The 23,526-nt window shown below is 46.1% G+C and carries 15 protein-coding genes; 3 read left to right on the plus strand and 12 right to left on the minus strand.

Annotated elements, in window-relative coordinates:
- Positions 1 to 117: 117 nt before the first annotated feature.
- From CS562_RS07615 to CS562_RS07645, 7 genes are all read right to left on the minus strand, one after another.
- On the minus strand, positions 118 to 2,589 hold the full coding sequence (locus tag CS562_RS07615) for a bifunctional diguanylate cyclase/phosphodiesterase (protein ID WP_099854813.1): 2,472 nt from the start codon (positions 2,587 to 2,589) through the stop codon (positions 118 to 120).
- 299 nt (positions 2,590 to 2,888) lie between these two features.
- Positions 2,889 to 4,550, minus strand: a complete 1,662-nt coding sequence (locus tag CS562_RS07620; RefSeq protein ID WP_099855303.1) for an ABC transporter substrate-binding protein — start codon at positions 4,548 to 4,550, stop codon at positions 2,889 to 2,891.
- Between the two features lie 138 nt (positions 4,551 to 4,688).
- Positions 4,689 to 6,437, minus strand: coding sequence for a sensor histidine kinase (locus CS562_RS07625; RefSeq protein WP_306553813.1), 1,749 nt, complete (start codon positions 6,435 to 6,437; stop codon positions 4,689 to 4,691).
- A 12-nt stretch (positions 6,438 to 6,449) separates the two neighbouring features.
- Complete coding sequence (locus CS562_RS07630) at positions 6,450 to 8,066, minus strand: response regulator (protein WP_180287070.1); 1,617 nt, start codon at positions 8,064 to 8,066, stop codon at positions 6,450 to 6,452.
- A 235-nt stretch (positions 8,067 to 8,301) separates the two neighbouring features.
- A complete protein-coding gene (locus CS562_RS07635; protein ID WP_099854816.1) occupies positions 8,302 to 9,306 on the minus strand; it encodes a LacI family DNA-binding transcriptional regulator in 1,005 nt (334 codons plus the stop codon).
- Between the two features lie 129 nt (positions 9,307 to 9,435).
- On the minus strand, positions 9,436 to 10,440 hold the full coding sequence (locus CS562_RS07640) for a globin-coupled sensor protein (RefSeq protein WP_076289876.1): 1,005 nt from the start codon (positions 10,438 to 10,440) through the stop codon (positions 9,436 to 9,438).
- A gap of 246 nt (positions 10,441 to 10,686) precedes the next feature.
- Positions 10,687 to 12,582 (minus strand): PrkA family serine protein kinase, encoded by a 1,896-nt coding sequence (locus CS562_RS07645; protein WP_076289877.1) that lies wholly within the window; start codon positions 12,580 to 12,582, stop codon positions 10,687 to 10,689.
- 361 nt (positions 12,583 to 12,943) lie between these two features.
- Here CS562_RS07645 and CS562_RS07650 point away from each other — a divergent pair, with 361 nt between their 5' ends.
- Positions 12,944 to 13,789: a DUF2161 domain-containing phosphodiesterase gene (locus CS562_RS07650; protein WP_099854818.1), complete on the plus strand. Its 846-nt coding sequence runs from the start codon at positions 12,944 to 12,946 to the stop codon at positions 13,787 to 13,789.
- Positions 13,790 to 13,889: 100 nt separating this feature from the next.
- Here CS562_RS07650 and CS562_RS07655 read toward each other — a convergent pair whose 3' ends face one another.
- From CS562_RS07655 to CS562_RS07665, 3 genes are all read right to left on the minus strand, one after another.
- Entirely contained in the window at positions 13,890 to 14,516 is a 627-nt protein-coding gene (locus CS562_RS07655; protein ID WP_063564259.1) for an FMN-dependent NADH-azoreductase, read from the minus strand.
- Between the two features lie 239 nt (positions 14,517 to 14,755).
- A complete protein-coding gene (locus CS562_RS07660) occupies positions 14,756 to 15,979 on the minus strand; it encodes an aminotransferase-like domain-containing protein (RefSeq protein WP_099854820.1) in 1,224 nt (407 codons plus the stop codon).
- 141 nt (positions 15,980 to 16,120) lie between these two features.
- Complete coding sequence (locus tag CS562_RS07665) at positions 16,121 to 16,777, minus strand: response regulator transcription factor (protein ID WP_090895259.1); 657 nt, start codon at positions 16,775 to 16,777, stop codon at positions 16,121 to 16,123.
- Positions 16,778 to 17,218: 441 nt separating this feature from the next.
- On the opposite strand from CS562_RS07665, the gene CS562_RS07670 reads away from it, so the two are divergent.
- Both CS562_RS07670 and CS562_RS07675 read left to right on the plus strand, forming a co-directional pair.
- Positions 17,219 to 17,629, plus strand: a complete 411-nt coding sequence (locus CS562_RS07670) for a hypothetical protein (protein ID WP_063564256.1) — start codon at positions 17,219 to 17,221, stop codon at positions 17,627 to 17,629.
- Positions 17,626 to 18,690 carry a phosphodiester glycosidase family protein gene (locus CS562_RS07675; protein WP_076289881.1) on the plus strand — a complete coding sequence of 355 codons (1,065 nt, stop codon included), beginning with the start codon at positions 17,626 to 17,628 and terminating at the stop codon, positions 18,688 to 18,690. Before CS562_RS07670 ends, CS562_RS07675 begins: the two co-directional genes overlap by 4 nt.
- Before the next feature lie 346 nt (positions 18,691 to 19,036).
- On the opposite strand, the gene CS562_RS07680 is transcribed toward CS562_RS07675, so the two are convergent.
- Together CS562_RS07680 and CS562_RS07685 are read right to left on the minus strand one after the other, a co-directional pair.
- Positions 19,037 to 20,053, minus strand: a complete 1,017-nt coding sequence (locus CS562_RS07680) for a LacI family DNA-binding transcriptional regulator (protein WP_076289882.1) — start codon at positions 20,051 to 20,053, stop codon at positions 19,037 to 19,039.
- A gap of 99 nt (positions 20,054 to 20,152) precedes the next feature.
- Positions 20,153 to 23,524 carry a GH36-type glycosyl hydrolase domain-containing protein gene (locus CS562_RS07685; RefSeq protein WP_099854822.1) on the minus strand — a complete coding sequence of 1,124 codons (3,372 nt, stop codon included), beginning with the start codon at positions 23,522 to 23,524 and terminating at the stop codon, positions 20,153 to 20,155.
- Positions 23,525 to 23,526: the final 2 nt, after the last annotated feature.

A 23,526-nucleotide genomic window follows, 5' to 3' on the forward strand; every position in this document is an offset into this window, starting at 1 on the left:
TTGCAACTCAGCCATGAAATAATAACATTATAACCGCCTACAGCCCCGTGCCTAACTATTCCCATCATCTCCAACGCTTCAGCATTTCAATCCATTTTTCTGTTGTCAGTATTGGACTTAGAGAATTGTTGGAGCTCCATGCAGCCGCAGCGGCACAAAAAAGTCATGCTCCACTTCACTTGCCGGTAATGGACGGCTGAAATAATATCCCTGAATTTCGCGGCAATCATTTTGCATCAGAATATCCAACTGTCCTTTCGTTTCGATCCCTTCCGCGATCACTTCCATCTTCAGATTCTGTGCCATTGATATGATTGTGGCCACAATCGCCTGGTCACTTCGGCTCTCCGTAATATCCGTCACGAAGGAACGGTCAATCTTCAGTTTATGAATTGGAAAATGCTTCAAATAACTCAGCGAGCTATATCCTGTTCCGAAATCATCCAGGCTGATTTTGACTCCAAGCACTGTGAGTTCATTCAGAATACCTGTAGATACGGATGCATCCATCATCATACTCTCTGTAATTTCCAATTCAAGATAACGGGCATCAAGGCCCGTCTCCGTGAGTGCATTTTTGACCTGCTCCACCAGATTGGATTGATGAAACTGCTGACTAGACAAGTTAACAGATACCGGAATGAGCGGCCCGCCACTCGCATGCCAAAGTTTCATCTGTCTGCACGCTTCGCGCAGTGTCCAGTTCCCGATCTCATAGATCAAGCCGGTCTCTTCTGCCAGTGGAATGAAGACATTCGGAGACAGAATACCCTTGTCTGGATGATTCCAGCGAATCAAAGCCTCTACGCCAATCATACGGCTGTCTTCTGTACGTATCTGAGGTTGATAATACAGGACCAGCTCGTCCCGTTCCAGTGCTTTGCGCAAATACCCTTCCAGTTCAATTCGTTCATATAGCTCCGAATCAAGCTGGGCCGTGTAAAACTGAAAACCATTCTTGCCATTTTTCTTGACCTCATACATGGCAGAGTCTGCATGCTTCAACAACGCATCCGCTCCTGTTCCATGATACGGATACATTGCAATTCCAATGCTGGCTGTAACGTAAAAGTCATTTTCCTTTAATCGATAAGGTAGCTGAATCGCTCGAACAATCCGTTCTGCCAGATCAGCCACCCGTTCCTCATTTCCCTGCTCATTCGTAACAACCAGTGTGAATTCATCGCCCCCCATACGGGCAAGCATGACATTATCCGTCGCGTTCGGGTCTGAATCCTGGATTGCACTCATGATTCTGCTGCTCACTTCTCGAAGAAACACATCTCCAATGGAATGTCCCAGAGAGTCATTAATCATTTTGAAACGATCGATATCCATCACCATAACCGCAAATGAACTTCCTGTTGCCCCAGATGTCGTGATCGTGCTCTCCAGCACATCATCCAGCTTGCGTCGATTGGGAAGCCCGGTCAGCGGATCATGCAGAGCCTGATAGCGGATGCTTTCCTGAGCCTGTTTCTCCTCGGTGATATCTTTGATCAGAATGTGGCTTCCCTGGTGTTTACCATCAATCAGTACAGGCACTACAGCGATACTTAGATCAATCAGGTTTCCATGAACGTTTTTCATATTCCCCATGAAATGCTGCTGCTCACGGCTATCATCATCCCATTCCACATGATGCATTTCACTTGCCCAATGAATGTCAACATGATTTGAAATCTCATCAATAGAATGATGAATGATCTCTCTTTCTTGATACCCTGTAATACGTGTGACTGCAGCATTAATCCCCTTGATAGCCCCTTGTTTATCCACCGAAATAATGGCATCTGAATGGTTTTCGTACAGGGCTTGATACCACTGTTCATTTTCATGAATCCGTCGATCCTTCTGAGTTAGACGTTGATTAATAAAGATACCGAACAAGGTCAACCCCAAGGCAATAAAAGTACCCGCAGCGATCAGATATGCGAGAAGTGAAGGTTCAATCTGCATCCCCGAACCAGCCATTGCATCATGTGCATGATGAAACTGTGCAGCTGACATCCCTGTATAATGCATGCCCGAGATGCCCAGCCCCATAATGAGTCCGCTGCCCATCTTGTACACCCATGTATAACGTGACTGATGCTGCCGGAAGAAAAACATGAGCCACAAGGCAGCAAATGAAGCTAAAGCTGCGATCAGGATGGATAATAACACTATGCCTGGTTCATAAGTAATGGTAACCGACATGGCAGCCATTCCAATATAATGCATGCTGCTAATGCCTGCGGTCATGAGCACTCCTGCAATCAGGAGTTTGCTTATTTTACCTGACTGCTGACCTGCAATATTTAACGCTACACCAGATGCAATAATTGCAAGCAGAACGGATAGAAAGACCTCACCTGTGGAATACGACACATGCATAGGAAGAACAAAAGCTAGCATGCCCACAAAATGCATGGACCAGATTCCCAAACCCATTGAGACTGCCCCGCAGGTAAGCCAGATATTTCGGGACATGCCTTTAGCCAGACTTACCCGGCCCGCAAGGTCAAGCGCTGCATAAGAAGCCAACGCTGCAATAATGTAAGATAAAATAACCAGTTCTAAGTTGTACGTTCCATGTAGGTGCTCCACTCACTTTGTCCTTTCAACCGGGAAATGCCTTGTATGTATGCAAAATGTAAAAAAAAGCGAGTGCGCTGTCTGGATGACAGGCACTCCCTCCACATCATTTGTCTGGAGACCACCGACTTGTTATAAAGCCAAAGTCATACATCTCTAACCCGTTAATATTGATGTATATAGTCTAAACGTCCCAGACGTGAAAATCAACACTTTTTTCCAGATAAAACGAATGTTTAATATTGTCGAATTCCCATTCACCACGCGCCTTGCAGGCGTTTATCCCTCCGCGCCATCCTTTCCTCGCCACCTTATTCACCTTGGACCAATTTTGCCTTCTTGCGAACTTCTTCGGTCATCGTCTGTTCATAGTCCTTCACATCAAGCTTGTTGAATTCCTTCACATATTCATCCCAGAGTTTGTTAAAGTCAGACGGACTGGAGAGGACTAGTTTGGGTACATATTTCTTTTGCAAATCTGTACGTTTCTGTCCATAGATATGGGTTGGGGAACCTTGATCAAAAGCAATGCTCCAAGCCGGGTACCATGGACGTTCATCTGGCGCAGCAAACAATTGGGAGAACGTCTCCACGCCATACTTCTCCAGAATGAGCTTATCTCCATCCGTATAGGAGAATTGGGCAACTTCGGGTTGTCGTTCTACACCGACAGAATTACCGTCAGGCAGAGTCGAACCATTACCGTAACGCGGCCAACTGTACTCAAAATATTTGAATCCGAACGATTCACGGAACTCATCTGAATCTGTTTTCTGGATCATTTCCGCAGAGCGCGTAAATCGCCCCTTGTCATCCACTTCGTAGGTCTCTCCTTCGATCCCCCAGTTGGACAGAATTTGATTCTCATCCGTTAATAGGTTATCGAAGAATTGGATGATACGGACAGGATCTTCTGCGCTTACGGTAATGCCAATCCCCCGGTTATTAACAAAGCTCGGCGGATCAGTATATTGATCCTTGGTGTTTGCGTCGTACACAATCGGCAGTGCCATATAACGCAAATCGTCATTACCGGCTTCCTTCAGATTGTTCATTTCCTGCCCTACCTGCCAGGCATAATCAAAGAATCCAAGCACTTTCCCACTGGTCACTTTCGCAAGATACTGGTCATAGTTATCGACAAAGGAGGACTTATCAAATAGCCCTAATGAATTCATTTCATTCAACTTCTGCATCCAGCGTTTGGTCTCTTCGGTAAGCCCATAGTCCTTGGCTTCCTGTGTCTGCATATCCACCATAATGGCTCCATCATTCGGATAACCTGCAAGATGCATGGCCGGGTTAGTGATCGTAAAAAATTTATCATCATACGTCAATGACAGGAATCCAGTCAATCCTTCATCTTTGTATTTGTCAGCGTATTGTTTAATCAGATCCATATATTCATCCAGTGTGGTGATCTTTGGATATCCAGTCTCCTTTAATACACGCCGCTGTATCCAGAATGCACCTTGATCCACATTCGGATTAGGCAGATAGTCTCCAACCACTGCGCTCATGGGCAGAAAATAAATGTTGCCATCTTCCTCTTTCATCAGGTTGTAGTACGACTCATACACCCGTTTAATGTTGGGGCCATACTGATCAATCAGATCGTTGAGAGGAATAAATGCACCCGCATCCACAATTTTGTCAATAGCCCCGTCCGGGACCATCACATCGGGGTACTTATTACTTGCAATCATCGTTCCGATTTTGGTATTAATATCACCTACAAGGTATTCAATTTTGAAATTAACCCCCGTTTGTTCCTCCAGCTTTTTGCCGATTGTAGTTTCGTTTGTATTGATGTCCTTGCCGGAACCCGCTTTAAAATAGGTGAATGTCACTTTCTCTGTGCTTTCTTTACCGTCTCGCACTGCTCCGGATTCCGGATTAATCTCGCTTCTTCCCCAGGAACAAGCCGTCATCATGGTTAAAGCTAATACTGCCGGTAGCCAGCGATTCAGCATATGGTTAACCAATATGAACGCCCCCTCTTTCTACCCCACTGATGTAAGCACTCTCATTATAAGGTTGATGACAAACTTTGTTTACCCGATAAACTATATATTATTGCCTTATAATCTTTAATACTTTAACGTATTTGGTTAATCTTCGAGGGGTAAACCAATCTCGACACGTGTGCCAGTCCTAGGAGCGCTATCGATCTGAATATGGAACCGACTATCGTAGATCAGCTTCAGACGATAGATGACATTCTGTACTCCTACGCGATCACCCATTGAATCTTCCGTTTCCACGTAAGAAAGTAGCTGCTTTCTTTTGTCCTCTGTCATACCTGCCCCGGAATCCTCCACCACACAGATTAGTTCTGTACCTGTTCGCCGAATACAAAGCCGAATCTCCCCACCTTCCTTCAGTGGTTCGATCCCATGAATGCTGGCATTTTCAACAAAAGGTAACAATGTCATCTTGGGAATGGAACAATCTGCAGCCTCTGGGTCCAAATCAATCCTATAATTCAACTTGTGACCGAAACGATATTTCTGGATTTCAAGAAAACAGGTCACATACTCCAATTCTTCCTGAATGCTGACTTTATCCCGATTCCAGGTTAGGGCATTCCGAAAAATTTTAGCCATATGATAAATAATTCGTGCCGTCTCATCCTCATCTTTCATGAGACTGCGCATGCGGATGGTCTCCAGCGCATTGAATAAAAAGTGTGGATTAATCTGGCTCTGTAATGCGTTTAATTGGGCATGCCGCCGCTGTAACTCCAAATTTTTATGTTGAATGTCTGCCACGTAGACGTCGTTAATCAAACGATGGATCGTCATCGTCATGCGATTGAATTCGGCTGTAAGCTGCCCAATTTCGTCCGACGATTCCGGCTGTCTGATCGGTTCAAATCGCTGATGCTTCACTTTTTCCATGTGTTTCAATATTCGTGCCAGCCTCACGTGGATTGTACGTGTCATCCAGATAATGATCCAGGTTGGCAGAATCAGATTGATACAGGCCAGTACAACGACAAGGTGACTGGGTTTGCCCAATTCCTTATAAATTTCGGATTCATCGAACACTCCGTTGATTTTCCATCCCTCCATTTCACCGGACAATGGATAGGCCATTTCGAACTCTTTCTTACTTTGTTGATCCATGACATCGCCATAATTCAAGAGTTGACTGGTCCATGGGATACCAGAATCCGTCGAGTAGTCTATTTGTCCAGCCGGATTAATCAGATACAGGCTGCCCTGAACGTTAAGGTTGGTGAAAATTTGGCGAATCGTCGACGGCTTCAGATCCAGTCGTACGAACTTTTCCTTCCATCCGGGAAGAGCATCATAATAATTGAGTTTGCGTAAAATGCTGAACGTCTGCCGATTCCCTTCAGGACCGGATCTCATCAGAATGGGTGCGGAGTGTTCACTGTTTGCCAGCAGCCTGTATGGCTCGGACTGTCGAACCTCTTCAGTCAGAAACTCAACTCCCCCGGAAGGCAGTACACTTTTGTTATCCACATATATCGTCAAGCCTTGGAGGGAGCGGTAGCCGGAGTAATAGGTATTCAGGATTTTGCGAAGATAAGAATCGTAGGCTTCGATATACTGAACCGGATTTGTATAATTCACATCCAGCATGTCATTTAATATACTGTCCGTATAAAAGCTTGAGGAAAAATCGGCCGCATTGCGAATCTCCCCCATAAATTGACTTCGAATCTGTTCCATTCCTTTGGAGAGGTCTGCCATTCGCTGGGATTTCACGTTCGCTATGGTCACCTGATAGAAAATAACATTCGTCAGGATAACGGGTACGAGTACAAAGAAAAGATACAAAATCAGCATTTTATCCCGTAGGCGGATATTATTAAAAAAGTTGAGCTTCACGGTGTCATCTCCCTACCCTTCATCCAGGATGCGATTTCGATATTCCGTAGGGGAACATGATTCCTTTTTCTCAAATTGAGTCGCGAAATAGTCACTGCTTCCGAACCCAACCCTCTCGGCAATTTCATATACTCGCATATCCGTCTGACGCAGCAGCTTCTTGGCTTCCTCCATCCGAAGCTGAAGCAGGAAGTCATTGAAATACACACCATACACCTTGCGGAAGCGTTGACCCAAATAGACCGGGTTCATGTAAAATTCGGAGGCAATACTTCTCAAACTAATATTGCTGCTGTAGTTGGCTTCAATATAATGTTTGATTTTAGTCATGGCTCCCCTGTGATTGTACTGACGCTGTTCCGCCAGTTTACGTGCTGAATCCAGCATAAAAACCGTCAACAACCGTTTAGCTTCAGCCAACGTTCCCCGATCTGCTTGCCATGCCAAAATCAGCTTGAACGAAGGTATCTCTTTCACATTCGCCTCAGCGGATTTCAGAATGGATAGAACCGCTGAGATCAATTGGTGAATTGCTGACGTCACGGCAACAGGAGCGTAATTGGCCGTTCTCATTCCGTTGAACCATTCACCCACTGCATTCTCCAACGCCTCAACCCGTTGTTCCTCCATAAGTGTCAGGAGTTCCTGCTCCATTTCATGATCGGTATGCACCCACTGTACAGGTTCATGCTGCATGTCATCATACAGGACGATCCCACTCTTCTCTGAAATGAATTTATAGGAAATAGCCTTGAGTGCGGTCTGATAGGCATGTCCAATAAGTAAAGGTTCATAACAAACTTTTCCGATATATATGCTTACAGAGTCATGACCCATTTCGGCGAAGCAAGATTGCATTTGCCTGGCAACCTCATGAAGATTCATTGAATAGGGGTGCAGATGTTCCGCAGTTAAGAGAACTCCGATACGTTCGCCATGCTCTTTTACATGAAGATACGAGCGATTTGCATACATCTTTCCAAGAACAGACTGCACAATCCGGCCAAAATTCTCTCCGTTCCTGGCTCCCGGCTCCTCTTCTTGAGCATTATCCGAAACCCGGAAATGTGGCGTGTTATTCTCAAACAGCAGATATGCCAGTGCGTCGCCAGCACATGTACCCGTCAGTTCAGTCCACTGTTCAAGCGTTCCCGATTCCGATTCGCCATAGATAAACTGATCAAGTAGTCTGACGTATTCCTGCTCACGTCTGGTTTGTTCAGCATGTTTGTGACGATTCAACTCCTCCGCTAGCTTGCGTAAAGTCCCTTCCAGTTCAATTTCATCAATTGGCTTCAAAATATAATCCTGCACCCCATACCTTACAGCCTGCTGGGCATAAGCAAAATCATTATATCCACTCACGATGATAAAATAGGGCTGTTTGCGCATGGTTAGAACCTGCTCATCACGCTCAACCGTACGCCGGATCAATTCCAGTCCATCCGTCTCCGGCATACGTATGTCCGTAATGACAACGTCTGGCTGCAGCTCTTCAATCCGGGTACAAGCCTCATCCCCATCATTCGCCTCTCCAGCCACCTCGAACCCGCATGCTTCCCAGCGGATTAGTTTTCGAAGTCCTTTGCGAGCATATACTTCATCATCAACCAGCAGTACCCGATGCATGACCATCACCCTTCCCATTGAATGACAATTGCAGTTTCCCTATATCCATCAGCAAAAGTAAGCGATTACATTAGTTTTTGTATTATTCTGCCTTTTATTGTTAGGGTCTGTGTGGCAAAAAGTCAACAGCTTTTCTTACCAGCTTTGCTCAGTAACTTCTGAACCCCGTTATTTCTTAAAATGAAACGACATACCAAAAAAGCACAGCCCATAGGCTGTGCTGGTTGGAAGATCTTTACGCTTGCGCAGGTGCAGTCGTTTGACGAATCACCAGATTGGATGGCTCCGTAATAACTGGTGGCGTATAAGCAGGATTTTCAATCATGGCGATCAGATATTCAATCGATTTGATCCCAATGGAATGAATATTTTGATTAATCGTGGTCAACCCTGGTTTGAACACTTCCGCATAGTATGTGTTATCAAATCCGACAACAGATACATCCTCGGGCACCCGTAAACCATGCTTCTCAATTTCGTGGATCGCACCAAAAGCAGACATATCTGAAGCACAGACAATCCCCGTAGGCTGGTCCTTCAATGCAAGCAATCGGCGAGCTGCCTTACTGCCCCCATCGAAAGAATAGTCACAAACCTCCAGGTACACCGTAGAATATGGAATGCCGCAGACACGTAAGCCTTCCCGATATCCATCCAGTCGAAGATTCGCTACAGCAGGCCCAAGTGTACCTGAAATATAAGCAATTTTCTGGTGACCCAGTTCATGCAAATGCTTCACACTCATGGCAATGGCATTTGCATTATCCGTAGTTATGTATCCTGCCCGCTTGCCAAACAAGTCGGTATCAATGAACATCGTCGGAATCTCCGCAGTAACCAATTCCTGAAGACTCTTGTTGTCTCTTCCTTCCCCGAATACAACGACGCCATCCACATTTCGGCTGCGGCAATGTTTAATAAACGAGTATGCTGGATCATCAAAACGTGTAGATAAGCGAACAAGATCGTATCCACTGTTTTCCAGCGCTGTTTTGATTCCTTCAAGCAGCTCCGATACAAACGGATTGGTAAAAGGAACCGTCAACAATACACCTACCGTCCAAGAACGGCGTTTTACAAGTCCACGTGCAACCACATTTGGTTGATATTTCAATAGTTCGATGGCTATATTGACTTTTTTGCGAGTTTTGTCACTTACATCGGGATAATCGTTCAGCACTTTGGAAACGGTTGCAACAGATACGCCCGCCTCTTTGGCCACATCATGGATAGAAGCCACCTGATCACCTCAACCTCTTTCAAATCCCCTGTCTCCGGCTGCATTCACTATAACATCGGCAGGTTTGTCTACCCATTATAGCTTAAAACAGCCAGAAACGGTATCACAGCTTCCAGCCAGTATTACCGCCTATTCCTGATGATCCAATTTCCTGAGATCAAGTGCCAGTTTCTCCATAGTGGTAGCAAAAACCGCAAGCTCTTCTGAACGGGATGCCTGACGCCTTGCTCCCGAAGCAGTGTGCTCCGACTCCTGTTGAACACTACCTAGCTTCTTCATGATCTGTGCCAAGTTCGACTGAATTTTCCCTTGAGCCTCTCGGGAACTAGCCGCAAGCTTGCGAACCTCACTGGCAACCACCTCGAATCCCCGGCCAAATTCTCCTGCATGTGCAGCTTCAATGGCGGCATTCAAACCCACGAGATGACTCTGATCCGAGATTTCACGAATGATCTCACCCATTTTGCCAATCTGATGAATTTCCTTAGTCAGCTCTTCCAACAATCCATTTGCCTGATCCTGAGAGGCAGCCGTTTCTCTGGCCACATCAGAGATCGCCTGAGCATTTTCATTCAATTCACTAATCATGCCCGTCAACTGCTGGGTAATCTCCGTGATGGCCAGCAACGTATGCTGCTGATCTTCAGCGAGTTGATTTAATTTTTCCTTTTCTTTCTTCTCGTAAGCCTCCAATACAAGCTGTGAATCGAGATTGAACATTTTACTAAGAGCCTGGATGACCAGATGCCAGTGTTCGGGGATGACTTGCTGGAATATACTTGTTGCAATATCGAGGTAAACCATATACGTGCCCAGATAATAATCTTCGGACAAACCAATGCGGGAATGGACCAGTCCGATTGCAATGCGCTGTTCAATGTATGCATCATCAACTACACCATCGGTCATGGATAACCAGTATAGCTTTTGTGTTTCCTTCAAACGGTCAATGGACGAGAAGCGGGCAATCAGATCGACCAAATTCGGATAATTGCCTACATGATTGTAGAAATGGTCCACCACTTCGTCCACGACTTTCTCAAAAGCAGGTCGATGATCCGCAAGCAATTGTAGATCTCCGGCGGTCAACCCAATATAATCAAGTTGTTGTTGTCTTGCTATAGTAATACTCATAACTAGTTCTGTCAGCTCCTTAATAACCACAAAAAATATTAAATTGTAAATATCTGTTTACCGATTATAGACTAAATGACCTAATTTTACATATACCATTAGAACTAATTTGTCATGGAATTGACCTTCTCTGTCATTTTACTAGTCATAATTGTACAAATACCTATATAAAAAGACCCCTGACCCTGCTGTGAAGGAGCCTCACAGCAGGCGTCAGGAGCCTGATCCGGAATGGTTCGTTGCAGATTAGCGATTCAACAGACTACCCACATAACGGAGCAGTTCATTCGCACTAGCTGCGGTATATCCATGTTCTTCAATCAACCGTTTAATCACTTCATTCATTCGTTTCAGTTGAGTGGCATCTGGTGTCTTGGTTGAAGTTGTGATCTTCACAATATCCTTCAAGTCAGTGAACAGTTTCTTTTCAATCGCTTCACGCAAACGATCATGGCTGCTGTATTCGAATTTCCGTTCCTTCCGGGAATAAGCCGAGATGCGGATCAATATCTCTTCCCTGAAAGCTTTTTTAGCATTTTCGGAAATACCGATCTGTTCTTCTATCGAACGCATCAAACGCTCATCCGGGTCCATCTCCTCATCCGTCAGTGGATCACGAATTTTGGACCAGTTGCAGAATGCCTCGATATTATCGAGGTAATTTTCGAACAGCGTTCTGGCCGATTCTTCGAACGAGTAGACAAATGCTTTCTGTACTTCCTTCTTCGCCAGCTCATCATACTCTTTCCGAGCCAGGGCAATAAAGTTCAGGTAACGCTCGCGTTCCTCTTTTGTAATCGAAGCATGCTGATCCAGACCATCCTTGATCGCCCGGAGAATATCCAACGCGTTAATGCACTGAAGGTTTTGCTTAATCAAAGCACTGGATATCCGGTTGATGACATAACGTGGATCAATGCCCGACATGCCCTCATCCAAATATTCATTTTGCATCTCGCGCAGATCAGCTTCTTTGTACCCTTCGACTTCTTCACCGTCATACATCCGCATTTTTTTGACCAGATCCATGCCTTGTTTCTTCGTTTCTTTCAAGCGGGTAAGTATGGAGAAAATGGCTGCAGTCCGCAGGGCATGCGGTGCAATATGGACATGCTTCATATCACTTTGCTGAATGAGCTTGCCGTAAATCTTCTCTTCCTCGGAGACCTTCAGGTTGTAGGGAATCGGCATGACGATCATCCGGGATTGCAAGGCTTCATTCTTTTTGTTGGAAATAAATGATTTGTACTCGGATTCATTCGTATGCGCCACAATCATTTCATCCGCACTGATCAAGGCAAATCGGCCTGCTTTAAAATTACCTTCCTGCGTCAGCGATAACAGGTTCCACAGAAACTTCTCATCACATTTCAGCATCTCCTGAAATTCCATCAATCCACGGTTGGCCTTGTTCAATTCACCGTCAAAACGATAGGCGCGCGGATCAGACTCAGAGCCGAATTCGGTAATGGTTGAGAAGTCGATACTTCCTGTCAGATCGGCAATATCTTGGGATTTGGGATCGGATGGACTGAATGTTCCGATTCCCACCCGGTTATCCTCGGAAATGATGACCCGTTCTACCCGCACCTTACTGATATCACCCCCATATTCCGTCCGAAGACGCATCTGGCAGGATGGGCAGAGATTGCCCTCAATGCGGACACCGATCTCCTTTTCCACTTCGGGACGAAGCTCCAGCGGAATCAGATGCAGAGGCTCCTCATGCATTGGGCATCCTTCAATGGCGTATACAGCACCCTTCTCTGTGCGGGAGAATTGTTCAAGGCCACGTTTCAGCAGCGTTACCAGTGTTGACTTACCTCCGCTGACTGGGCCCATCAGCAGCAGAATACGTTTACGAACATCCAGACGACGTGCTGCCGAGTGGAAATATTCTTCCACCAGCTTTTCAATGGAACGATCCAGCCCAAAAATCTCCTGTTCAAAAAACTTGTACCGTTTGTGCCCCCCAACTTCTTCCACGCCAAACGATTCAATCATCTGGTACACTCGTGCGTGAGCCGTCATTGCCGGAGTCGGGTCCTCTCTCAGCAGTGCAATATAATCTTCAAATGTCCCGTTCCATGATAAACGGTCACTCTCTGCCCGATGTTCCGCAACGCGTTCAAAAATATTCATGCTTGGTACCTCCCATGGCTCCTTTAGTGTGATTGTCAACCATTCCGAATGGTATGAAGAAATCAATAGAATTACGGCTTGTGCTTGAATACCAATCTTGCGGTCCGGATTAGTCCCGCCACCCTCTGTCCAAACATCATGTATTGTTGTGAAAAGTGTATTACATACCTATGCGGCAAATCGGATAAGTTGACCTCTTTTTTTCAATCCGCGGGTCTTAATTTGAGGCTTTCCCTGTTCTATCAGACATCTTGTGCACTCAGAAAAAAAAGAACGGATATGATATAATGAAGGTTCTAAATTCAAAAAACGGGACAATAGATGGCCAGAGACGAGCCACTTCAGGAAAGGAGCAGAAACGATGGCAGTAAAGTACGAAACCGAGTTATATTCACCTGTAAAGGCTTTTTTCGAACGACGCGGCTACGACGTGAAGGCTGAAGTCAAACATTGTGACCTGGTTGGGGTCAAATCGGATCAAAGTGAACCACTCATTGTGGAGATGAAAAAAACATTTAATCTGTCTCTGCTGCTACAGGGAATGCAGCGCCTGAAGCTCAGCCCCTTCGTGTATCTGGCTGTTGAGCGGAATCGTAGCAAGCGTGGTGCTGTGAACCAGCGTTGGGGCGAATTGACAGCACTATGCAGACAACTTGGGCTGGGCCTTATCACCGTTACGTTCTACAAAACCAAATCACCTCTGATTGATGTGCTGTGCGAACCTGCTGTCCAATCTCTTATACCTGGTAGCGGCACCGTTGTCCGTAAAGGTGGTATCCGGAGGCAGCGACTGCTGAAGGAATTCGACGAGCGCAGTGGCGACTACAACACGGGAGGAAGCACACGCAGGCAGCTGGTCACCGCTTACAGAGAAAAGGCATTACGTGTAGCTTCCGCCCTTCGCGATCAGGGAGAAGCCTCCCCAGCCTCGATCAGCAAACAGACAAGTGTGGGTTCCGCTGCGGCCATTTTGCAAAAAAACTATTATGGCTGGTTCGAGCGGCTATCCCGTGGACGATATGTGCTGACGGTTAAGGGTGTGCAGGCACTAACCGAGCATGCTCACATGCTTGAGGATAATGATATGATTGAACGGAGTATAAATGAACTAGAAATAGATTTTTCCTTGAATCAACATGAAGACAGTGAGCTGGAACATATTGCGGAAGTAGCGGAGCCCTACCTGATCCATGGAAGGGATGACTGAGGCAACAGGCAGTGTAGCTCCATGCAAAATGCAGATGCAAAAAAAGCCCATCATCTCCAACGGAGATAATGGGCTTTTTCGTGTTTCTATATATAAGCTATTAGAAGCTTGCTGCTACTTCGGAAGCCAATTTCAGACCTGCTGCTACGATCTCTTGGGAACGGTCAGGTGAAGCATTGTGGCCTTCAACGATAACCAGTTCAGGGTTTTGAATACCCCAGAAGTTCAGTACATTTGTTACATATTTAACGGACATTTCAGCGGATGCCATTGGCTCAACGGAGTAAACTCCGCCACGCGCGTTCAACAATGCCACTTTTTTGTCGCCTACCAGACCTACAGGGCCTTCAGCAGTGTATTTGAACATTTTTCCAGCTTGGCTCAGGTAGGAAATGTAGTTTACCAGTGGTGCTGGAACAGTGAAGTTCCACAGTGGGAATGCAAATACTACTTTGTCTGCTGCCAAGAATTGATCTTGCAATTGTGCTGCCAGTGCAGCTGCTTTTTGCTCTTCAGCAGTTGCTTCGATACCATTAGCGGCTTTGTATCCACCTGTAATTACAGTGTTGCCGTAGTAAGGAATATCTGTATTGTAGAGATCCAGTTCGGTAACTGTGTCACCTGGGTGGGATTCTTTGTATGCGCTCAAAAATGCATCGTACAATTGTACGCTGACTGCTTGATCTGCAGGACGGTCGTTTGCTTTGACAAATAAAATGTTAGACATGTTCGTTCCCCCGTTAGTTAAAATATATGAGTGCTTCTCCTGAACTTGCAATGAATGCAGCTTATATAAAGAAAACAACAACTCATTAATACATATTATATATAAAAATGTTAGTGGATGCAATAACGTAATTACTTTGGGGGTAACTTATTTGCTTCCAAATCCAATGCCTGGAACTTCTGCCGTCACAGGTTCCAGGCATGAATTTGACCCTACATTCTTTCTTTTCTATATCCGGATTAGCTCCGGGCTGTAAACTCTGTTATGGACTCACTGATCAGATTCATACCAAGCAGCAACTCATCCCGGCCGGGATGGCTGAAGTTCAATCGGATGTACCGATGATCCTGTTCACCCGTGGAGCATAGGGAACCTGGAAGAAAAGATACTCCTTTTAACAACGCTGCCTTGAGCAGAGCTCCGCTGTCCAATCCATCCGGCAACTGTACCCACAGATACATTCCCCCTTCAGGAATGCTGTACTGGCTCCCTTTCCATCCCGGACGCTTCAATAATTCGAGCATAAGCTTGAGCCTAGTCTTATACTCCCGGTTCAGCATGGAGAGATGATCACTCCACTTAAAAGGAGAATGGGCAAGCAATTGATACAATAACCTCTGATTCATGGGACTGGACTGTCCGTCTGCTATCCGTTTCACCGAGGCCATAGCCTGGATCAAGGCCGGATGCCCGGCAGCCCAACCTGTACGCAGGGCAGGTGCTACAGTTTTGCTAAACGAACCAATGTAGAGAACATGTCCACCCTGATCCGCTGTATCCAGCGCAAAGAGGGAAGGATACTTCCGGTAGAAGTCTCCCGGCTCCAATCCATCGAAATGAAGTTCGCCATAGGAATCATCCTCCACGAGCAGCACGCCGTAGCGTGAACACAGATCAAGCACTGCCTCACGCCGTTTCATACTCCACAGCACGCCGGTTGGATTGGAAAAACTGGGTGCAGCAAAAAGCAGCTTCGGTCTCACCTGCTGCATGTGATGCTCCAAAAGGTCAGGCAAAATGCCATCCCCATCGCCTGTGACGGGCACGATTTTGGCACCTTGCATCTCCAAAACCTCGAGACAGCCTGGAGAAGTAGGATGCTCGACCAACACGGAATCTCCAGGCTCAAGCAGCAAACGCATCACAAGATCGATCGCCTGCTGGGTCCCTGTAGTCAATAGAATCTGCTCCGGGACTGTCCGTATGCCCTTGCGAGCATTCCAATCGTTGTCCAGCCATTCTCTCAACGGTCTATACCCTGCCGGTTCACCATACTGCAATGCGGAGGGTCCGGAACTAAATACAGACACCGCTGCTTCTTCCAGCAATTTGAATGGAAACAGCTCCTCCGCAGGCAGTTCTTCTGCCAGAGAAATGAAATAATCCCGACCAGACATCTCACGTATGTCCCTCAGCGGTGATGTCAAAAGCCTGTTTGTACGGGAGGCGAAGAAATATTTCATCGGTCCGTTCCCCTTTCATCCCTAATCCGAACTGTGCTCGCAGTCCGTAGCCCCTACAACCTATTCTTGTTGGACACTAAATATGACCAGACCGGACACTTGACGAGCATTCGTACATAGGGATTCATGGAGCGATGCTCGTCAGGATACGGTTTTGGTCTGCCTCGCATATAAAGCGTACCGTTCAATCGCCTGTGCCCTGCTGCTTACATCCAGCTTGACGTATATTTTACGCAGGTAATTATCAATCGAACGTCTGCTAACGTTAATCTCACTGGCTATTTTATCATAGGTTACGCCCTGAACAATTCTTTCCATGATAAAAGTTTCGGTTTCTGTTAATTCAACAATAAGTTCTTCTGCCGGAGATTCGACGGGTTGGGCCCATTCCGAACTGGCTAACCAGGATAATGGGATGGATACACATCCCTCACGCAGCCCGGATATCAGATGAATCAGCTGGCTAGGGGAAGCCTGTTTGGACAGCATGCCACTTGCACCTAGACTGATCAGATGACGAAATAATTTTACATTATCCTCGTCCGTTAGAATAATGATGTGACTATGAGCCGACAGATTTTTCATTTGGGATATATACTGATCTGCCTGGCCCTCAGGAAGCCGATAATCCATCAAAATCAGATCGGGCTGGTGAATGTTCACCAGTTCAAGACCTTCGGACCCAGTCGAAGTCATCCCCCGTACCAACAGATCCTGCTGTTCTTCCAAAATCAATTTCGTACCCAGCATGCTGGTGGGGTGGATATCTACGATGACCACCTGCCATACTTTTTTCATTGTTGTTCCCCCTGTTATGTATTGTACAAATTCCTTTTCCACCATCAGCCATGATGATGCCTCTACCCTTGCGACAGTCCGTGTATAGAAGAAGTAAAAGTCGGATAATGTCGAAAAATAGAAAAACACTTGATACAGCTGTAAGAACAGCTCTATTTCTACTGTATTTTGCTGTCATCACATCAGGACTTTTGTCTTCCCAAGTGAAGAAAGATCAAAATATAGTATAAATTTCCTGCATTTCTATCTAAAAAAGTCGAAAAACTTGCCCAAAGTTCCTACTTATTGCATCTATAAGAAATTGTATCCTAGGACTTCCTTCCGATGCAATCTCTTTTTATCCTATTACTCAAAGAATTTCATTTTTGCGTAATCAATAGTGGCGTGATAGAATGAGGACTGGAAAATTTTTTGTACCTATAAATAACCAGGAGTGATGATATGAAACCTTCTGTCCAACCCTCTGACATCCATCACACCCGGAGCGCCAAAGGTAAGGCCGGATCTTCAGTCAAGCTGTTTCTGGTCATGTGGATTGTTCTCATTGCACTTGGAGTACTCGGAACCTACTATTATAGTAACCACCTCCAGCAACAGATGATTAATCAGCTTCAGACCCATAATCAACAGCAGATTGCAGCGCTCAAAGCCGACTACGAAAAGCAGCTAACAACGATATCCAAGGAAGTAGCGGACCTGCAGGGCCAGGTGCAGTCCTTTAATGAATTACTGACTTTCACCAAGGATAATGCAAACGATAAAACCGACAACAGCAACAAATTGTATACTCAGCTGAGCGAAGTCAAAAAACAACTGGAGACACTCCAGAAAAAGATGGACCTGCTCAAATGATTACACCCGTAAAAAAGGTTAATCGTTTATTTATGCTTGCACTTGCTCCTTTTGTTGGATTGATATTATGCATGCTGCTGATTCGTCCTCCGCTTGACCCCGGAGATTTCATTCATTCCGGTCTGGCTGAAGAGAATGTTACACCCCGGACCCAGGCAATTAGTCAGGAGCTTGCAGGGGCAAAAGAAGCTGCTGTTCAGACTTCTTCTTCTATTAAAAGAACAACACAGCTGTACAATCAGACAACAAGTACGATGTCGACGCTTGTACAGAAGGCTACGGTTCAAGCCGCTCGCCCGGAAACGATCTATAATCAACGGATCTCATCCAAGCTGGGCGTTCCATTTGAACGGATAGACAGTGATCGACTTACGATTGAACTCTATAGAGTCAATCCAGGCCCCTATAAAGGCTATGCGATGAAAATCAAGCTAAAAGATCCCACGGCCATGAAGATGGCTCTGGACAGCGAGCCAGGCCGATCTGAGACAACCATGCAGGCGGTCAAGCGCAGCGGTGCCATTGCCGGAATTAATGCCGGCGGGTTTGCCGACAGTGGCGGTAAACGGTATCCGCTGAGTACAACAGTTATGGATGGCAAGTATGTGAATGGTTTTCAGGCCAGCTTTAAGGATCTGTTTTTTGTAGGTCTTGATGATGCCGGTAAGCTGGTAGGCGGTAAATTTTTCGACAAAAGTTCCCTGGATCGCCTACAACCACAATTTGGTGCCACATTTGTACCCGTGCTTTTGCAGAATGGACAAAAAACGGTCATTCCCGCCAAATGGAAAGTGTCACCCAAGCGGGCTCCACGCACCGTAATCGGCAATTACAAGGACGATCAATTGTTGATTATCGTTGTTGACGGGTATAACGAAGGTGGAAGCTCAGGAGCCACCTTGGAAGAACTGCAAGGACGTTTGTACAAGCTTGGCGTCGTGGACGCCTATAATCTGGATGGCGGCGGATCGTCCTCACTCATCGTGAACAACCGGGTTGTGAATAACCCCTCGGACGGGAGCCTCCGACCTGTACCTACTCACTTTTTATTTTACAAATGATGGAGTGAAGCATTTCTTTTCTTCCTATAATGGTTATAATAGAAGTAAAGATTTTGCAGGAGGTGCTATGGTATGTCATTTTCACTGACATTTTGGATTATTGCAATTGTATTGGCTCTCTTCCTTACAGGCATTCTCACTTCATCCTACAACAATGACAAAACCAAGGGCCTTTAAGGGCCAAGCCTCTCCTGGTGAGAGGTTTTTTCATTTTATAATGGGTCAAATAAAGAAGCTAAACAAGAGACAAGGCTTAAAAGAATGCTTCAATTCTTCTAAGCCTTGTCTCTTGCTGTACAGTCGTCGTTCAACACAACATGCATGAAATGAAGAAGGGGCAGCGTTGTCAATAGCTAACCGCCTTTTCACCTTGGGCTTGTGCAAGATATTCTGACTGAACCTTGCTGTTTACCGACCCGCCCTCCACCAGTGTCACGTAGATGCGTTCATGATCAACAGGCTCTCCGGCAATAATCTTGATTAATTGTTCGGCTGCGAGTGCGCCCCATTTTCGTTTGGAATAATCAATTGTGACCAGTCTTGGCTGCACATATTTGCTAAGTTCAATATTATCGAATCCAATAATATCAATCTCCTGTCCTATGTTTAACTCGCTATCAGCAAGCCGGTCACACATCCCAATCGCCATCTCGTCATTGAGACAAAACACCCCAACTGGTTGAGTATATTCCTGAATAATACGTTCCGCTGCCCGTTCACCGCCACTCTTCTCGAAATCTCCGGTGATCTCAATCCATTCCACGTTCGCTTCCCGCTCCGATACTTGCCTTACAGCCTTCAACCGCTGAGCTGAGTCAAATGAACCTTCAGGACCTGTCACGACATAGATCTTCGTGTGTCCCTGTTCAATCAAATGCTCCATCGCAAGGGTTGCTCCTGCCTTGTTATCCAGCAGAACCTGATTAATATTGGGGTGATCCAGTTCCCGGTCAAGAACGACAATCTTGTGTCCTCTGTCTGCATATTGCATTAGTTCCTTGCTCGCAAATGTATGATCCAGAATGACAGCACCATCAATCATTCGCTCCGGAAGCATTCGATGAGATTGTTTCCCGCTGCACACAATTAGGTCGTACCCTTGCGCGTTACATACAGATTTCATACCACTAAGCAAGTCTCCATATACATCCCCGCTAAAATCCGTCAGAAATACACCCAGAATTTTGGATTCTCTCTTCTTCAATGTTCTGGCAGCAGCATTGGGAACATAGTTCAGCTCTTTGGCGATAGCCAAAATTTTGGAACGGGTCTCATCTGTCACTTTGTTGCTACCATTCAGAGCATATGACACGGTAGAGATCGAAACTCCCGCCTGTTTGGCGATATCCTTGATACTGACCACATTCTTCGCTCCCCTGTTATGTTCATCAGGCCCTTCGAAATCGAAGGACCTGACATCTAAAATATTTATACTTGATAAAATGGGCTAACGTTTACACCATTAACTGTAAATCTCAATCACGTTATTCTCGCTCAGGCTCTGCTCAAGAGCCGTGCGTGAAATACGCAGTCCACCAAGACGATAAGGTTGTTGCAGCCTAGTCGTATCCAGCTCCTTGCCATTCAGCACAATACGTTGTACGGCCTCTCCACTGAGATGATAAACGAAGGTTACTTTTTTGCCGGCAAATTGGAAATCAAAATGCAAACCATCCAAGCTGACAGGTAACACAGGGTCCAGAATCAGATCTTCTTCCTCCTGACGAATACCCAGAGCGTTCGAAATGAGCTGATTCATGTAGATTCCCGGTCCACTGGAGTAGATTCTCCAGCCGCCCTTCACCTGCACATCTCCCGTGCGAAGCTTATCGAACTGCTCCTGCGCTGCATAACGGTTGTTGAATTTCCCGTCAGAGCTGCTGAAATAGGCATTACTTTGACGCAAATCTGCGTTAGGAACAGCTTCCTGAATACCCACTGGATTGATAATGCCAAGGCCGTTCCAGACTTCATCCGGGTTGCCCAGCTTCGCCATGGCTTCAATATAACGGATGTGAGCATGAACATATTGCAAGCCCACTTCACGTCCGAAGTTGGATGCCTGCTCTGCACGTTTGAAATGAGTGCTGACGCCGCCATCATACTGTGCTGGACGATTCATCAATCTGACACCATCCGGGCAGTACAGCTTGTCCTTGATCAGTTCATAATGGGATTGCGCTTGCTCAGGCTCCAGCAGCTCGGCAATCATGCTGCGTGTCATCGGCAGCAAACGGTACTGAATACCTGTCTCGCTGTCATCCGGATGCAGCATGCGTTTTGCTTGTGCCGGGTCTTCCATATATACAAATCCTGGAATCACATCGGTATCCAGCATATACTTGCTGAAGTCTCTTTTCACACCCGCTGCCATGTCACTTAACTCGGAAGAAAGCTCCGGTTTCACAGGGGCAAGCGCTCTGGATAGCTGCTTCAACGTTTGATAGGTGAGCGCCACAGTCCAGCTGCTGACCATATATTGCTTCAATTGAGCATTGGCAGGCTGTAATGTATCGTCCCAGTCCCCGTCACCATATGAAGAGAGGAATGTATCATGCAGGAAATGGCTGCGGATATACTCCAGCTCTTTCTGGGCATGCTCCAGCACGCTGGCTGTCTGATCAGTAAAATCAAAACCATGTTTTACGGTATAAGGTACTTCCTCATTCAGAATCGAATAATCCTTGGTAGCAATCAGATAATCACTTAGCACTTTAAGAGGCCAAACAATAATGTCACCATGGCTTTCTTCCTGCTGAACTTTGAAATAACGATCGAACATAAACCATTGCGGCCAGTTGCCGTCATCCTCATACTGATGCGAGTAAACTGTCTTCAGAATATCGCGAACCTGCTCATACTTTTGTGTAGCCATAAAGTATTCGACCGGCCCCTGGCAGACATCCCGTGTTCCCCAAGCTGCACCGCCATATTGCTCCAGTCCGTGAGGAACAGAGTAATGCACCAGCATATTGTGGGTGTACCACCATGCAAGAGCATTCACTTTGAACAACTCGTCCGCTCCTTGCTTCTGAGGTTGGGACAAATGGAATCCATTCATTACTTCTGCATAGAAGGTACGATAAGCTGACACTTCCTCTTCGAAGCTGCGCGTCGAGGATGCAGTCTGTCCTCCTTCCAACAGACCTTGAATGGTCAATGTCCATTCAGCGCTGCTGTCCAGACGTAAAGTCGTCAGTGAGTCGTCGCCTGCGTTTACTCCACTAGCCAGCTCAGTCTCATCGCCAACCTTCACTCCTGCTCCGCTTACCCGCATGCGGTACTCCAGATTCGGATATACTTCCGCACTGAGGGAGCTGTGATCTGCCTTGAAGCTCAGTTCACCATTCTGCTCGGAAACATGAACAGGAAGTTCATATTCATTTACATTCATCGTAATCTGATTGGTGATTAGGTATCGATAAGCTATTCCTTTTTCCGACTTCACATGAAGATGTACTTCAGGAGTATCCAAAGTTGTATAATTTGTGATGATCAGCGTATCCTCAGCTGTTTTGTAATACCAGCGAACATAGTTGAAGCCCATTTCAAACAGGGAAGGCATCGTGAGTAGGTGGAAGATTCCCTCCATCTCAACGTAGATCCGCTGACCGGATGTTTTCGGTATGTTGAGTGCACTACGTGCGTTGCTCATCATTTTATTGAAGTTCGTATTTCCTACAACCACATGGGAATTGAAAATACCATACATATAGGAAGACGTAGTGATTACGTTCTGACCCAGCTTCACATTGTTGCCACTCATCAGAATGTGTCCATGTGGACGTTCCACACGCATTTCCTTTTCCTTCAGTACAATATGCTCATACGTATCTGTAAAGAACGCCAGCAATTCGCCATCCGCACGCTCTTCCTGATGTCTCTTCGAAGCCGGGAAGCGGGAATTCACTTCTTCTTCAGTCATCGATAAAGTAGGCAAGGGTTCACCCATTACCGGGTGGAGAGATACTTTTGGGAATACGTTGGTTACTGCCTGTACCGTGCTTGTATTCTCTTGACGCTTCGCTTCATACTCGTCCCAAGCCTGTTGTACAACATCCTGGTATTCAAGTTCCTTCACCGCTTCAGGATGGTTGGCCTGAAAGAGTCCATAGAACACAAAGCGAGCTTCGCCACTCAACACCACTTTTTCGGACTGTAGGGCTGTGTATGCAAATTCATACTGATACACTTCATTTGCAAGTGTTGGCTTGCTCAGACTTTCAGGGACATTCGTTTCCTTGTAACTCAAGCCAAAGAACTGAAATCCATCTGTGGAGTAACCTGTTGCACGGGTTAATGAACCCTGTTGAAGATAAGGAAAAGCCCCGCCTTGTGGCTGATTCTGCCGTGAGGCTACGATATATCCCAGCTTCGTATCCTCAAATACGGCATGGTCAATGTATTGCGACAAATAAGCCTCATTGCTACGTACCGCACCTGGATCGGCATTGCCGACATCCTGGCCATAGACCACGTCGACCTCTTCTCCATTACCGTTTACGGTTACATCCCAGAACCATACACCTCGGGTTGTTGGAGCAAATACAACCTGATAGCCTACGCCCTCAGCGGTACCTGTCCATACCATACGGCTACCGTCGGTGCTCACCTGGCTGTCGGAATGAATGCCAAGCATTGGCACAAACCGAATGGCAGATTCACTGTGAAAACGCAAGTACAGATTGTTCATGGAGCCGTCCACTGGACTAGCCATCCACTGATTAATCATCGTTGTTCCACTTACAGCCTTGAACAAATCACCGCTTTCCCAGAACGTAAAGCACAGATCGCCGGATTGTACGTTGATTTGAGATTTATTCATGGTCTTCATAT

Origin of the sequence: Paenibacillus sp. LK1, from assembly GCF_002750415.1 — a bacterium.
Lineage (GTDB): Bacteria > Bacillota > Bacilli > Paenibacillales > Paenibacillaceae > Paenibacillus > Paenibacillus taichungensis.

Coding starts and splice junctions, on each gene's coding strand:
- CS562_RS07620 (WP_099855303.1), bottom strand. CDS start 4,550: ATGCTGAATCGCTGGCTACCGGCAGTATTAGCTTTAACCATGATGACG.
- CS562_RS07630 (WP_180287070.1), bottom strand. CDS start 8,066: ATGCATCGGGTACTGCTGGTTGATGATGAAGTATATGCTCGCAAAGGA.
- CS562_RS07640 (WP_076289876.1), bottom strand. CDS start 10,440: ATGAGTATTACTATAGCAAGACAACAACAACTTGATTATATTGGGTTG.
- CS562_RS07645 (WP_076289877.1), bottom strand. CDS start 12,582: ATGAATATTTTTGAACGCGTTGCGGAACATCGGGCAGAGAGTGACCGT.
- CS562_RS07650 (WP_099854818.1), top strand. CDS start 12,944: ATGGCAGTAAAGTACGAAACCGAGTTATATTCACCTGTAAAGGCTTTT.
- CS562_RS07655 (WP_063564259.1), bottom strand. CDS start 14,516: ATGTCTAACATTTTATTTGTCAAAGCAAACGACCGTCCTGCAGATCAA.
- CS562_RS07660 (WP_099854820.1), bottom strand. CDS start 15,979: ATGAAATATTTCTTCGCCTCCCGTACAAACAGGCTTTTGACATCACCG.
- CS562_RS07665 (WP_090895259.1), bottom strand. CDS start 16,777: ATGAAAAAAGTATGGCAGGTGGTCATCGTAGATATCCACCCCACCAGC.
- CS562_RS07670 (WP_063564256.1), top strand. CDS start 17,219: ATGAAACCTTCTGTCCAACCCTCTGACATCCATCACACCCGGAGCGCC.
- CS562_RS07675 (WP_076289881.1), top strand. CDS start 17,626: ATGATTACACCCGTAAAAAAGGTTAATCGTTTATTTATGCTTGCACTT.
- CS562_RS07685 (WP_099854822.1), bottom strand. CDS start 23,524: ATGAAGACCATGAATAAATCTCAAATCAACGTACAATCCGGCGATCTG.